A 14,303-nucleotide genomic window follows, 5' to 3' on the forward strand; every position below is an offset into this window, starting at 1 on the left:
GGCTGAGGACGATGCATGTTCCAACGGTCGCAAATGCGAGCAGGAGCAGTTGTCTCGGCGTAAATCGTACCGCCAGCACATAGGCCAGCAGCACTGTAAACAGCAGACCGATGGCGCGCCGCAATGTCATCGATGGGCCTACCGACCACATGACGGACAAAAACGGCAGGGCAAGCATCAAAGGGACGAACAGATTCCGCTTGAGCGCTATGAGAAACTCTTGAAAGTTTCGTTTCAGCATCACCAGGGTAAATGCATATACCGGTAGGCAGAGAAGGCGCAGCATGGACTTGGCCGAGTCGCTCAGTGCCCCATCGGGATCTGCCAACAGGAGCGGAAAGAGGGCACCCGTCTGCAGGAACAGGCACACGCCGGCGCCCCAGCATTCTATGACTCGCCAACTTATGGCCGGCCCGCTCGTGATCCTGAGCTCATATGCTCTCATTGTCGGCGCCGACTGGTTTGAAATGAGAGACCGGTGATCGCGGCAATTCGGAGAGACATGGGTCTGCTTTCATGGCTGCGCTGTTCTATCAAGGAACAATCATGCAGCCGCGTTCCCAATCAACTTGCACAAATGAAGGCGGGGCTACTTCCAATGCGCTGCCCACCATCCAAGGACGTTGCTGCGTCTAAGCCTTTGGGAGGAACTTCCCCCAAAGGTTGGTGCCGGGGTCTAGGGGATTGCCCATAAGAGCAGATGTTGCGCGTGCCCGTTCACCGGTAGCGTGGCAATGAATGCATGCACGTCGACTGTCTGCAGTCGGCGATTGGAAGGGTTGGGATTTCTATGGTTCTGCGTCATGATCCTGGTTCCGCGCGCTATCCGACGGGAGCGCCACTCGTCGCCGGATCGATGGCAGTGACCTTACCAGCTCCATGCGCAATCCCGTTCGAGCTGGGGGATACTTTGGGGATCGCCATCACGGAGGCTTCAAGCCTCGGTGGCGACAGCAAGGCCGACATCGCGGACAATATCGTGCTGCCGCACCGCGGTGTAGCGCTGCAAACCGCTTGAGAGGGTGTCATGGAGCGGCCAGCTATCAGCGTCCTCATCAACAATTACAATTACGGTCGCTTCGTTGGCCATGCAATTGACAGCGCCTTGGGTCAACAAACACCCGGCGTCGAGATAATCGTCGTCGACGACGGGTCCAGCGACCAGTCGCGCTCTGTTCTGGAAGCCTACAACGGCCGGGTAAAGCTGCTCTTCCAGGAGAATCAGGGGCAGGCCGCCGCAATGAATGCTGCTGTGAAGTTAAGCGGTGGCGACATCCTCTGTTTTCTGGATGCCGATGACTGGTGGGCGCCGGGCAAACTGTCGGCCACGGCAGCGGCGTTCCACTCGGATCCTCGGCTATCCCTCGTCTATCACCGGCTTCAGCCGATGCTGACCGAAGGCTCGCCGACCCTCAAGCCAATCCCTCGAAGCTTATGTTCGGGAGATTTGTCGCTGCGGCTGAGCAAGTCGGCTGGCTGGTGGCCCTTCCCGCTGACCTCTGCCATCGCTGTACGGCGTAGCGCATGGGATGCTGCGGGGCCCATTCCCGAACAGTTTCGCATATCCGGCGACGCCTGGCTCACAGGGATATATCCGTTCCTGGGCGGCGTTGCTGCTTTGCCGGATTCCCTTGGGTTCTACCGTATCCACAACAACAACTGGTATCGGCCCATCGATGATGCCGCAATGCTGCGAAAGCGAATGGCTCATTGGCAGGATACCGTTGAAGCGACGAACCGGTTTCTCTCAGCCCACAATTTACCCGCAAGACTGCGTCTGACGGATCACCATCCCTACCGGGCAGCGTCAGCAAGGTTGGACGGAGTGACTATGCGCGCCAGGCTCAGACTTGCTGTCGAAGGGTTCTTTTTTGCCGGAGAACCAAACCTGCCGAGGCGGGTGCGCGATGCGTTGCGCACAGCCCGCGACCTTCCGCGGCGCGGTCTGGACATCGGTTTGACGGAGCCCGCGAAATGAAGGCGCTGCTGCTGGTTTCCGAACTCGAAGACTACACCATCTCCTTCGCCAACGGCGTTGCGCAACACCTGCAGGTCGTACTAGGCGTTCCGCGCCGGCGCTACGCACACCTTGCTTCCTGTTTCGATCCGGCTGTCGATCTGCACCTTCTGGACTGGCCACGGCATCGCTCACTCTCCAATCCCTGGTTCCTGCATCAGCTCACACGTCTCATCCGGCACGAGCAGCCGAACCTCATTCACCTTCTGAGCAATTCTACGCTGTGGTTGAACTTTGCGGCGCCATTCTGGCGTCCGATTCCGCTTGTGACGACCGTTCATGATGTGGAGGTGCATCCTGGCGATTCCGACACCCGCACGCTGCCCGGCTGGGCCCCGCAATTGATGGTGAGGCAATCAGGACATGTCGTCGTGCATGGCGAGGGGCTGAAGCAGATGGTCCTCGACCGGTACTCAAAATCCGCCGATCACGTCCATGTCCTGTCGCATCCCGCCATTCATCGCTACTCGGAACTCGCCCGGCAGCAGAAGATGGCGCGGCGCGAGGCAGATGGTACTTTCCGCGTCCTGCTCTTCGGGCGGATTTTTGCTTACAAAGGCTTGGAGCATCTGGTCCGTGCCGAGGCGATGCTCAAGGACCTGCTTCCCAATCTGCGTATCACAGTCGCAGGCCGCGGCGACAATCCGTGGATCTTCCGGCCACTGATGGGGGAAGCCGGCCGCTATGATATCCGCAACCGCTTTATCGAGGATGCTGAGGTCGCCCAGCTCTTTCTGGATGCCGATATCGTTGTCCTTCCCTATACGGAAGCCTCTCAAAGCGGTGTGCTCAACCTTGCCGCAGCATTCGGCAAACCGGTTATCGTCACTGATGTCGGCGAATTGCGGGCCACTGTTCTGCCCAACGGATTGGGAATGGTGGTTCCGCCCGGGGATGTGGAAGAGCTTGCAAGAGCCATCCGGATTTTGGCTGATAACAGCGAGCTCAGAAGCAAATTGGGAAGCGGCGCGCTCGCATGGGCCACAGGTCCGAATTCGCCTGAACAGGTCGGAGCAAAGGCTGCGGCCGTTTATCGTGAGGTGGTCGGAACATGCTGATGAAGGCGATCACCGACGGAAATCGGATAGCTGCGCAGAACGCAGCCACCGTGCGCCACTATGTCCCGGGCGGTTGCGAAAACGGTGGCGGAATTGGCAGGCTGGTCGGATATATATCGAACACAGCGAAAGAGGCCGGCGCAACACACCTCGTCACCGACACCAGAGGGCCTCGATGGTCCGTGGCGACGTCGCCTGCGCGCCTGCTCGGCGCCATTTTGGTGATGGCGAAGGATCGGATCGTCGCTCCGGCACGCATTCACCATATTCATATCGCAGGTCGCGGCAGCACCTCACGAAAACTGCTCTTGACGGAGGCTGCCCGTCTCCTCGGCTGTGCCCACATATTGCACCTGCACGACTACGACTACGCGAGCGACTTTGCTACACGCTCGCCACGTCAACAAATGCTCATACGCCGGATGTTTCAACATGCTGACCAGGTCGTGGCGCTGGGTCAGCGCGACCGCATGACGCTAACGACGCTTTTGGGTGTGGACGAGCGCCGCACAGCCGTCATCCGCAATTGTGTTCCCGACCCCGGGACGCACAATGTTCAAGCCGGCGAGAGGCCGTTGATCGTATTCCTCGGTCGGCTGAGTGAACGCAAGGGGGTTCACGAGCTTCTGCTTGCCTTAAGTCATCCGATCATGAAAGAGCTCCAATGGCGAGCCGTGCTCGCAGGCGACGGACCTGTAGAAGACTACCGACGCCAGGCTGCCGCCCTGAGACTTTCGGATCTGGTGGACATGCCAGGCTGGCTTGACGCCGCTGCGGCGCAAGCCTTGTGCGCACGCGCAGATATCCTGGTCCTGCCCTCGCACGCTGAAGGCATGGCAATGGCGGTTATCGAAGGGCTTGCTCATGGGCTCGCGGTCGTCACCACACGTGTTGGCGCGCATGACGAAGTCATCTCCGACGGGGAAACCGGTGTCTTCGTACCAGTCGGAGACAAGGATGCCCTGGCTGCAGCGCTGGCGAAATTGGTCACCGATCCAGAAATCCGCAGTTATCTCTCGGCCCAAGGCCGCGCCCACTATCTCAATCATTTCAGTATGAAGGCTTACATGCGATCGCTGGACAAACTCTACGAAGCCGTCTCCGGGCAACCTCAAACAATGGTTGGCGCACGATGACAATTTCAACTGTTCCACCGGACCGCAACACCTCGCTCTCGTCGATGCGCTACGATCCCCGGTTTCAGGTCGAGACCAGATCGGACGACTTTGATCTGACAGCAGGCTTGCGCCTTATCCGGCGAAGGATCGTCATGATCGTGGCGATAGTCTTACTCCTTATGGCGGCGGCCGCGACCGTGATTGCGGGGTTGAAACCGACCTTTCATGCCGAGTCCCGGCTGATTATCCACAGGCCTCTGGCGACAACGCTCGGCGTGGACGATTCCGGTCGCAACAATCCGCTTGATGTCACCTCGGAAACCGAGCGCCTTCTTTCCAGAACAATCGCAGAGCGGGTCATCCGTGACCTGCGGCTCGATGAGCGGCCGGAATTCAATCCGGCACTGCGCGAAATCTCCCCTGTCGACAAGGTCCGGTCCATGCTGCGCGGCCTGGTCACCGGAGAAAAGCCCTCCTCCCCGATGCGAAACAGCATCGAGCCCATCATTCCATTGTACTACAAGGCGCTCCGCGTGTGGCGCGATGGCCTGGGTGACGTTATCAAGATCGGCTTCGATGCGAGTGATCCCGAATTGGCGGCCTCGGTCCCGAACCGGCTCATCAGTATATACCTCGACGAACGCAAGGACAGTATCAGCGGCCGCCTGGATGCAGCGGAAGAATGGCTTCTGCAGCGCATCGCCGAACAGCGGGATCGCGCCAAGGCAACGCGCGATGCTGCCGACAAATACCAGGAAACTATGGACGTGGTCTCAAATGACGACGCTAAGGTTGAACAAATTAAGTCGATAATGGAGCTGGGCGACCGGCAAGCAAAAATCGAACAAAACCGTACAGATGTAAGAGCAACGATATCCACACTGGAATCGGCTGACGACAGTTCGCTTGCCCTGCAGACTATCGTCATACCCGACAGCATTGCCGCGATGCAACGCGAGCTTCGTGCCCAGGAGCAAGATCTCGACCGTCTGCTTGAGACGTTTGACAACAAGGCCGAAGCAGTGGTCGATCTGCGCGCGCGGATTCTCAAATATCACACCGATCTCGACCTGGCGGTCGATCGATATCTCCAATCCTTGCGCGCCAAGCTTGCAGCACTTGATCATGAGGACGACACGGTCCGATCGGCATTGGCGGCTGCCCATGAGAACCGTTCCCGCTCTGCACTTGCGCAAGCCGAGTTGGTGCGACTCCAGCACATGGCTGACAAGGAGCAAACCGCGCTGGACAAATTCGAGGAGCAGCGGCGAGGCCTGGCTGGACAAGCCATGCTGCCGGGAGCGGAGCTGGAGGTTCTGTCACCGGCTGCAGTGCCGCTCGCACCGCAGGGGCGCGGACGGCTTTTCTATCTGGTCGGCGCCCTCTTGGCTTCGATTTCGATCGCGGTGACGGTCGCTTTCGTGGTCGAGATGTTCGACAAGACGGTCCGCAGCTTCGACCAGATGGCCGGAATATCGCACATAATACCCGCCGGTTTCATTCCGCGTCTGAAAATGAAAGACAGGGGAAATCCGTCGGCACTCTTCGGGGGCATGCAAGACGGGATGTTTGACGAAGCAATTCGCGCAGTCGTGATTTCGCTCAAACAATCCAATGGCGGAAAGTTGCCCAAGAGTATCGTTGTGACTTCGGCTCATAGCGGAGAGGGTAAGTCGCTTGTCGCCAGATCGTTGGCAATCGAACTCGCCGCAAACGGAATTCCGGTGCTGCTTGTCGATGCCGATCTTCGACATGGAAATCTGGACTCGCTTTTCAACTCAGGCCTTAAGCTGGGGTTGAATGAATTCCTGAGTGGGCAGGCCGTAATACAGGACATCATCCATCATCATCCAAGCGGTATCGACTTCATTCCAGCCGGCAATCCCAGTCTCCACCGGCACGCTCATCCGAGCGATGCGGCTGACATCATCGAGATGGCCCGCGCTCGAGGCGAAATCGTTGTCTTCGACAGCGCGCCTGTGCTCGCTTCAACCGAGACAATGCATCTGACAGCCTTGGCAGAACGAACGCTGGTGGTTGTAAAATGGGGAAAGACGAGCCGTCGCGCTATCGCATTCTGTCTGCAGCAGCTGAAAAGCGCGCGCAATGCTGAACTTTTCGTGGCTATAAATAATGTTAAACCGAAAATTCACGCCAAATACAACTTCAGCGACTCAGAATTATTCGCAAATTCCCTGATGAAATACCACGAATTCAATCCATGAATTCCGACAACACAAGTATTACTGATATCCGCCGAGAGAAAGCACGGAGACCGCAGTGAAAAATGTCAATAAAGTTGCGCTGATTACCGGCATAACAGGTCAGGACGGTGCGTATCTGGCTGAAATGCTCTTGGAGAAGGGCTATGTCGTTCACGGTCTCAAGCGCCGCTCATCGTCCTTCAACACCAGCCGCATCGAGCATCTCTACGAGGATCCCCATGTCGAAAATCCGCGCTTTATCCTGCATTTCGGGGACATGACCGATTCGACGAATCTCATCCGTGTCGTTCAGGAAACGCAACCGGACGAGATCTACAATCTCGCCGCACAGAGCCACGTTCAAGTCTCTTTCGAGACACCGGAATACACAGCCAACGCGGATGGGACCGGCACCCTTCGGCTGCTCGAAGCAATTCGCCTCCTCGGGCTGACCAGGAAGACCCGCTTCTATCAAGCCTCCACCTCGGAGCTCTATGGCAAAGTCCAGGAAGTCCCGCAGAGCGAAACGACGCCTTTTTACCCTCGATCACCCTACGCGGCAGCCAAGCTCTACGCCTACTGGATTGTGGTCAATTATCGCGAGGCATATGGCATGCACGCCTCGAACGGCATTTTGTTCAATCATGAAAGCCCGATCCGCGGCGAAACATTCGTGACCCGCAAGATCACCCGGGCGGCGGCTGCGATCCATCTCGGGCTGCAGGAAAGGCTCTATCTCGGCAATCTGGATGCCAAGCGCGACTGGGGACATGCACGAGAATATGTCCGTGGCATGTGGCTGATGCTGCAACAGGAACAACCGGAGGACTATGTCCTTGCGACCGGCGAAACGCACTCGGTTCGCTCCTTTGTCGACAAGGCCTTTGCCAAGGTGGGCATGGCAATCGATTGGCGTGGGAACGGAGTTGATGAAAAGGGATACGACAAAACATCCGGCCAATGTGTGGTGGAGATCGATCCGGCTTACTTCCGTCCGACTGAAGTCGATCTTCTGATCGGCGATCCGACGAAGGCGCACACCAAGCTCGGCTGGAAACACGAGACCAGTCTTGACCAACTGGTTGCGGAGATGGTTCGCGAGGACCTGAAAGTCATGGCGCGAAACGTTCCGTCGGTCGGCGTAACCAAAGGGTTTGCTTATGGCTGAGGTGATCTACAGCCTTGCCGGAAAAAAAGTCTATGTCGCGGGCCACCGCGGCATGGTGGGCTCTGCAATCGTGCGGCGCCTCGCATCCGAGGGCTGCGAGATTTTGACGGCCACCCGCGCCGAGCTCGACCTCAGACGGCAGGAACAGGTGGAAGTCTGGATGAGCAAGAATCGTCCCGACGCAGTCTTCCTGGCGGCGGCGAGAGTCGGCGGCATTCTCGCGAACGCTACCTATCCGGCCGACTTTCTTTACGACAACCTGATTCTCCAAGCTAACGTCATCCAAGCAGCCCATAGGGCTGACGTCGAAAAACTGATGTTTCTGGGCTCGTCCTGCATCTATCCGAAATTCGCCGAACAGCCGATCGTGGAGGGTTCGCTTCTGACGGGATCGCTTGAGCCCACGAACGAATGGTATGCGATCGCCAAAATTGCCGGATTGAAGCTCTGCCATGCCTATCGCAAACAGCACGGTCGCGATTTCATCTCGGCCATGCCGACCAATCTTTACGGTCCGGACGACAATTTTGACCTCGGGTCAAGCCATGTCATGCCGGCGCTCATACGCAAGGCGCATGAAGCCAAGATCAACGGGGAGCAGGAGATATGCATCTGGGGTACCGGCACGCCGCGGCGCGAATTCCTGCATGTTGACGATTGTGCCGACGCCTGCCTGCATCTGATGAAGACCTATTCTGCCGACAGTCATGTGAACGTCGGTTCTGGCGAAGACATTACCATCCTCGACTTGGCATACCTCGTCTCCGAGGTCGTCGGCTTCGAAGGCAAGATCAAGTGCGACCTTACTAAGCCGGATGGCACGCCACGTAAACTCTTGAACGTCGGCAAGCTTTGCGCTCTCGACTGGTCCCCCAAGATCGGCCTGAAGAAGGGCATCGCAGACGCCTATCGCTCCTTCCTTGACGGTCGTTATCTCGAACGCAGCAACAAGGTGATGGCTGGCGACTTGACCGGTCAAAGCGACATCAGTTTTGAGAGAGCCGAGACTTCCGCGCTGCATGCGACGCCGCTCTCTACGGTCGCACATCATCCTCGCGCATAGCGAATTTGCCCGAGGGATAAAAACCTTTGTCCGGGGGGACGCATATGCTGGGATGGGGCAGATAATGCAACCAGTAGAAATCAGGATTGCAGCGCTCATTTTCCTGATCGTCGTGTGGGCGGTGATTATCGGTGCGGCGATGGATTTTTTCGCGGTCGAGATACCGATATCGCTTGTCGCTCTCTTGCACGGATGATCTGCGTCAGATGGCTCGGCGAGATTGCCGTCATCGGAACTGTCGGACGACCATCGCTGCGGCAAAGTTGGCAGGTGCGGCCGTACCCACATGCGAACTGCTGGCCACCTTTCCCTGAAGCAGCGAAAGGCAGTCGCTCGATCACCGGCTATCCCCGGGGGTGAATTGAACAAAACTCGTGTCGACGCCTTATCTGCCTTGAAGCTCCCTAAAGGCCAGGACCATGGACGTCAGGCAGACAATCGACGTGTTCGAACAGTGGCTGAGAACGTTCGTGTTGAGCGAATGGACGTTTTACCAATTCGGGATCATCGCCGTCGGTTACGTCGCAGCGTCCTTTCTAGCATCGCGCACTGAACCTGCATTGGAATCGAAAGCGAGACGCATCAAAGGCAACCCGGACCTGTTGCGCGTCATAATCGCTTTCATGCGCCGCTTGAAGTGGCTCTTCCTTGCGGTGTGGCTATGGCTTGCAAACGTCGTGCTGACTCAAACGACCTGGCCGTCGCGACGGTGGCTGGTCTCGACCGCCCTGACGCTGACGGCGGCGTGGTTCATCATCTCCGTTCTGACCAAGATTATCCGCAATCCCACCTTGTCGCGTTTCGTTGCAATCTTCAGTTGGAGCTATGTCGCGCTGTACGCACTCCGGCTTGACGATCCCGTGCTCTCCGCGCTCGATGGGCTGGCAGTCAATCTGGGGGCAGTGCGCCTTTCACTCCTTCTTGTGCTAAAAGTCGTCGTCTTGGCCGTCGCGCTCATCTGGGTCGCGGTTCTCGTCGGCAATGTCCTTTCCCATTGGGTGCAGAGGTCGGGCGACCTTTCGCCATCGATCAAAGTGTTGATCAGCAAGTTTATAAAAATCGGCTTGATCGTGATCGCCGGCGCAATTGCCTTATCAGCGACCGGCATCGACCTCACCGCATTGACCGTTTTTTCCGGCGCGGTTGGCGTAGGTATAGGGTTCGGCCTTCAAAAGGTCGTATCGAACTTCATCTCCGGCATCATCATCCTCCTCGACAAATCCATCAAGCCGGGCGACACGATCACGCTCGGCGATACTTTCGGTTCCATCCGCGATTTGCGCTCGCGGTTCGTCTCGGTCATCACGCGTGACGGCAAAGAATACCTCATCCCCAACGAGGACTTCATCTCCCAGCAGGTCGTCAACTGGTCGTTCTCCAGTGACTACGTCAGGATCGATGTCGACTTCGGCACGGCCTATGACAGCGACCCGCATGAGGTCGTCAGGATCGCAATCGCGACCGCCTCGACGGTGGATCGCGTCGCCAACGAGTACAGGGCGCCGGTATGCTGGCTTACCTGCTTTGGCGCTTCATCGCTGGATTTCCGGCTCCGCTTCTGGATCTCCGACCCCGCAAATGGCCTGACGAATGTCAGGGGCCAGGTGCTGATGGCGCTATGGGACGCGTTCAAGCAAGCCGGCATTTCCATCCCGTTCCCACATCGGGAAATCATCATGAAGACGCCTGTCGAGATCAAGCGGTCGCGCGAGGACTAACCGCGACGAGAATGTGCGGTGTCTGCAGACCTTATAGCCGAAGAGCTCTCTTACGCGAAGCGGATCGCTGTTCTCGCCCGCGCCTTTGCGGCAACTTCCTCCCGATCACGAGGCGGTTGGGAGGTCTCAAGCGAACCGAGCAGTTCGTGGGCGCATTTGGCGATCGACAGAACCGCCTGCTCGAACGCCGCCTCATTGCGTTTCGACGGCTTGGTGGTTCCGCTCAACTTGCGAACGAACTGAAGCGCGGCGTCATGAATCTCCTCGTCCGTCGCCGGCGGATCGAAATTGAATAGCGGTTTGATATTTCTGCACATGACTTGCTCCCGTTCGTCTCCTCAAGTCTACGGAGAGGAGCGATAATTTCACATAAAGTAGTCGCGTGCGTGTGATTGACAAACAACCGTTTCGCCAAGGCGATCTTCCAGCGTCTCTGGAGGCCACGCCGAAGGGCGATAGGTGGTCGATCCCGATGTCCGCACACTTCCACCCGGCAGTCTCCTGCCCCGGCCATAGCTGTATCTCCGCTCTTCGACCGGTTCATTGATGATTGGGTTCGTGGACACAGACGCCTCAGGGAATGGTATTTACTGGTTTGCATATGCCTGTCGAACTTCGTTCTTCACACTAAGTTCCCCACATGGACCGAGCAACGCATCGGAATGACGGGACCCTCCCCTTGTTGTCCATCGTCTGCCCGGCCGAGAAGCTTGCCCCAAGGCACAACCGGCGACAGTGGAGCCGATCCATGGATATGACGCAAAGCCGAGATCGCATGGTAGAGCACCAGCTGATGCGACGTGGCATTGGCGATCGCAGCGTTATCGAGGCGATGCGCACGGTGCCGCGCGAAAAATTCGTCTCTCCAGGCTTCGAGGAATTCGCCTATGAGGATGCGCCGCTGTCGATCGGCGAAGGCCAGACGATTTCTCAGCCGTTCATCGTCGCTCTGATGCTCGAAAAAGCCGATCTGAAAGCCGGCCACAAAGTGCTCGAGGTCGGGACGGGCTCCGGCTACGCCTCAGCCCTGATGAGCCGGATCGCGAGACAGGTCTATTCCATCGAGCGCCATGAAAGGCTGGCGCTTCAGGCCAGAGAACGGTTCGAGACGCTTGGATACGACAACATTGACGTTCGCGTGGGTGACGGCAGCAAGGGCTGGCCGGAAGCCGCCCCATTCGATGCCATTATCGTTTCCGCGGCAGCACCCGAAGTACCGTCCGCCTTGAAGGAGCAGTTGGGCCTCCGAGGGCGGCTCGTCATCCCGGTCGGCCGCGGCCAGGAGCAGCGCCTGAAACGCGTCACGCGCACCGGGGCCGCTGCTTTCGAGGAAGACGATCTCGGCGGAGTGGTCTTCGTTCCGCTGATCGGGGAAGACGCCTGGACTGCCGCACATCCGATGTATACGGCGACGGTGCCCTTATCGCCGGGAACTTTTGCGTCCGGCCCGGCTTCTCAGCCAAACGCACAGGGAGAGGGCATGGGAGAAATGCATAAACTGCCTGCGCTGCCCGAAGGCGTGCTTGACCATACCGAATTCCAGCAACGGTTCTGGGCGGTTCAACGTCTTTCCTGGATCATCTTCACGCTTCTTCTGGCGACCTGCTTGATGGGTTTACTGGGAAGAGGCGGGCCGTTTTCGCGGCAAACATTCCATTTGTCCGACGGGTCCGTGGACTTTCCCGTCATCTCCCGATGGAATGCTCCCGAGGATATGACGGTGAATTTCACGGCGTCATCCGAAGACAGGGTCTTCACGATCGATGCCGCCTTTCTTCAAACCTTCTCGGTTCAGGGCATCGACCCGCCCCAGAAGGCGACCTTCGCGCGCGAGGGCCGGATAGGTTACATCTTCCCGGCCGATCCGGCAGGACCGACACAGATCGTGTTCCGGCTGCAGACGCAGCTCCCCGGCGCTCATCGCGCCACCATTGGCATGGGCCGAGAGGTCCATACCCAATCCACGTTCATCTTTCCATGAGGGCGGCACGGTGGACGCAGTATTCCGCGGACTGGCAATTTATTTCACGCTGCTCGTGATCATCCGCTTGTCGGGAAGACGGACGTTGGCGCAGATGACGCCGTTCGACCTGGTCATCGTGCTGGTTATCTCCGAAACCACGCAGCAGGCGATGCTGGGCGACGACTTCTCCATCACCAACGCCATCATCCTGATCCTGACGCTGTTTACCACCGACATCGGCCTCTCCTATGTGAAGAGGTGGTGGCCGCGCGCAGCGCATATCATCGATGGAGTTCCAACCGTCCTGGTAACGGATGGCGTCTACGACGAAGGCGCGCTCAAAGGAGCCCGCCTGCAGAAGGAAGATGTCATGCAAGCGGCCCGAAGCCAGGAAGGCATCGAAAGCGTGACGGAGATAAAATTTGCGATCCTCGAAGTGAGCGGCAACATCAGCATCATCAAGAAGCAGAAATCCGGCTGACAACAGGGGAACTCTCGCCCTGCGTGTGCCACCTGAGGGAAAGCGCCGATCTTCCTCAGAAGGACAGGTCGAGCGCCCTGCCTTCGAACAGACGGTCGCGGGAGCCTTCGAGATGCGCCTTCATCAGCCTTTGCGCGTCGTCGGCACGCCCGTCGGCGATCGCCTTGTAGATGGCGTTATGTTCTTCATAGACCTGTTCCAGCCCCTGGCGGGGTCCAAGCAGGGACAGGCCGTGGAGATGCATACCGACGGCGATATGGGCCTTCAGCGCATCGATCGAAGCCGTGTAATAGTGATTGTTGGCTGCCTCGGTCACGGCGCGGTGGAAGATGAAATCGGCATCGGTGCGGTGAAGCTGATGGCTGGTCGCCTCGCGCAGATCCGCAAGGGCGCTGGCGATCTTCTGGATCGCCTGCTCGTTGCGGCGCTTGGCGGCGAAATAGGCGGCGGCTGGCTCGATGGTCAGGCGGAATTCGTAGCAGCGCTGGATATCGGCGATCGTCTTGACCGGCGAATAGGCGAGCTGCGTCGTCGGTGATCCATGGGCGCTGACGAAGGTGCCGGCGCCCTGCCTCGCATAGACCATGCCCTGATCGCGCAGGCGGGCCAGCGCATCGCGGACGATCGGACGGGAAACACCCAGCATCGAGGCAAGTTCATGTTCGCCGGGCAGGCGTGAATCCGGCGGATAGTTCCCGCCGCGGATACGCTCGAGCAGCTGGTCGAAGACACGGTCGACCAGTTTGACGGCCTTGCCGCGCTCCGGCTTGCCCGGCGGGCCGGCTTCCGCCTTCAAAGATTCGCCGTTCACTTCAACCACGTCATTCTCCCCGGCGGTATCTTATGCCGCCTGATTCCGAAGAACCAGTTTTAACAAACTATCCGGCTTACCGAAGCCCCCCGACTTGACGGCGCACCGAAAAGACCGCCAGTCGGCGCCCGTCACATCGAACCAGGGGATGCCAGCCTCGATCTCGCCCTTCGGTATGAGCACCCTGACACCAAGCGCCTGGAAAACCGCAAGCGCCGTATCGCCGCCGCCGACCATCAGCATATCGGGTCTCGTATCGTCGATCACCCTTTTGACGCCTGCCGCAAAATCACCGGCGACGAGCACCGCATCGGCCGCCATCTCGCCAGTGCAGCGCAACAGCACCGGCAGCGCCAGGCCCTCCCCGCATTCCACCTGCCCCATCGGGGCATCCACCACCATACGCAAGGCGCCCGAAGCTTCGAGCCGGTTCATCTGGGCTGAGGTGATTGGATCGCGCGAGCCGAAGGCAAACAGCGTGCGCGGGGTCGCCGTAAATTCCGTCACCGGCCGCTGCCCGGTTTCGCCGAGCCGGCGGGCGAAGGCCGCGCCGAGGCCGCGCGCGCCGACGCCAAGCGTCGTCAGCCAGACATGACCCTCGACGATCTGATCGAGATCGGTATCATTCTCGGCATCGGCTACGACAACATTATCCCCGCGGCCCGCGAACAGATCGGCAATCGGCAGCGGCCTGTCGACACC

Annotated in this window: 12 protein-coding genes and 1 pseudogene; 9 read left to right on the forward strand and 4 right to left on the reverse strand. The window is 58.7% G+C overall.

Annotation, left to right across the window (positions count from 1 at the left end; genetic code table 11):
• Positions 1-445, reverse strand: a pseudogene (locus AF337_RS14755) (O-antigen ligase family protein); the annotation flags it as partial.
• A 582-nt stretch (positions 446-1,027) separates the two neighbouring features.
• On the opposite strand from AF337_RS14755, the gene AF337_RS14765 reads away from it, so the two are divergent.
• The 7 genes from AF337_RS14765 (at position 1,028) to AF337_RS14795 (ending at position 10,346) form a co-directional block, all read left to right on the forward strand.
• Positions 1,028-1,978 carry a glycosyltransferase family 2 protein gene (locus AF337_RS14765; RefSeq protein ID WP_049732624.1) on the forward strand — a complete coding sequence of 317 codons (951 nt, stop codon included), beginning with the start codon at positions 1,028-1,030 and terminating at the stop codon, positions 1,976-1,978.
• Positions 1,975-3,075, forward strand: a complete 1,101-nt coding sequence (locus AF337_RS14770) for a glycosyltransferase family 4 protein (RefSeq protein ID WP_049732625.1) — start codon at positions 1,975-1,977, stop codon at positions 3,073-3,075. The genes AF337_RS14765 and AF337_RS14770 overlap by 4 nt, the downstream gene beginning before the upstream one ends.
• Positions 3,069-4,211: a glycosyltransferase family 4 protein gene (locus AF337_RS14775; protein WP_049732626.1), complete on the forward strand. Its 1,143-nt coding sequence runs from the start codon at positions 3,069-3,071 to the stop codon at positions 4,209-4,211. The genes AF337_RS14770 and AF337_RS14775 overlap by 7 nt, the downstream gene beginning before the upstream one ends.
• A complete protein-coding gene (locus AF337_RS14780) occupies positions 4,208-6,418 on the forward strand; it encodes a GumC family protein (RefSeq protein ID WP_049732627.1) in 2,211 nt (736 codons plus the stop codon). Before AF337_RS14775 ends, AF337_RS14780 begins: the two co-directional genes overlap by 4 nt.
• Before the next feature lie 55 nt (positions 6,419-6,473).
• Positions 6,474-7,565 carry a GDP-mannose 4,6-dehydratase gene (gene gmd, locus AF337_RS14785; protein WP_049732628.1) on the forward strand — a complete coding sequence of 364 codons (1,092 nt, stop codon included), beginning with the start codon at positions 6,474-6,476 and terminating at the stop codon, positions 7,563-7,565.
• The gene (fcl, locus tag AF337_RS14790; protein ID WP_049732629.1) at positions 7,558-8,628 is read left to right on the forward strand and encodes a GDP-L-fucose synthase; all 1,071 of its coding nucleotides are present in this window, start codon (positions 7,558-7,560) and stop codon (positions 8,626-8,628) included. The genes gmd and fcl overlap by 8 nt, the downstream gene beginning before the upstream one ends.
• Before the next feature lie 419 nt (positions 8,629-9,047).
• The gene (locus AF337_RS14795) at positions 9,048-10,346 is read left to right on the forward strand and encodes a mechanosensitive ion channel family protein (RefSeq protein ID WP_049732630.1); all 1,299 of its coding nucleotides are present in this window, start codon (positions 9,048-9,050) and stop codon (positions 10,344-10,346) included.
• Between the two features lie 50 nt (positions 10,347-10,396).
• On the opposite strand, the gene AF337_RS14800 is transcribed toward AF337_RS14795, so the two are convergent.
• A complete protein-coding gene (locus tag AF337_RS14800) occupies positions 10,397-10,663 on the reverse strand; it encodes a DUF2277 domain-containing protein (RefSeq protein WP_049732631.1) in 267 nt (88 codons plus the stop codon).
• A gap of 431 nt (positions 10,664-11,094) precedes the next feature.
• On the opposite strand from AF337_RS14800, the gene AF337_RS14805 reads away from it, so the two are divergent.
• Entirely contained in the window at positions 11,095-12,327 is a 1,233-nt protein-coding gene (locus AF337_RS14805) for a protein-L-isoaspartate(D-aspartate) O-methyltransferase (RefSeq protein ID WP_049732632.1), read from the forward strand.
• Positions 12,328-12,337: 10 nt separating this feature from the next.
• Complete coding sequence (locus AF337_RS14810) at positions 12,338-12,790, forward strand: DUF421 domain-containing protein (RefSeq protein ID WP_049732633.1); 453 nt, start codon at positions 12,338-12,340, stop codon at positions 12,788-12,790.
• Between the two features lie 55 nt (positions 12,791-12,845).
• On the opposite strand, the gene AF337_RS14815 is transcribed toward AF337_RS14810, so the two are convergent.
• Both AF337_RS14815 and AF337_RS14820 read right to left on the reverse strand, forming a co-directional pair.
• Positions 12,846-13,610: a FadR/GntR family transcriptional regulator gene (locus AF337_RS14815; RefSeq protein ID WP_049732634.1), complete on the reverse strand. Its 765-nt coding sequence runs from the start codon at positions 13,608-13,610 to the stop codon at positions 12,846-12,848.
• A 21-nt stretch (positions 13,611-13,631) separates the two neighbouring features.
• Positions 13,632-14,303, reverse strand: a 672-nt coding sequence (locus AF337_RS14820) for a nucleotide-binding domain containing protein (protein ID WP_280138853.1), incomplete at its 5' end; no start/stop codon positions are given.

Origin of the sequence: Rhizobium ecuadorense, from assembly GCF_001187535.1 — a bacterium.
Classification (GTDB): Bacteria; Pseudomonadota; Alphaproteobacteria; order Rhizobiales; family Rhizobiaceae; genus Rhizobium; species Rhizobium ecuadorense.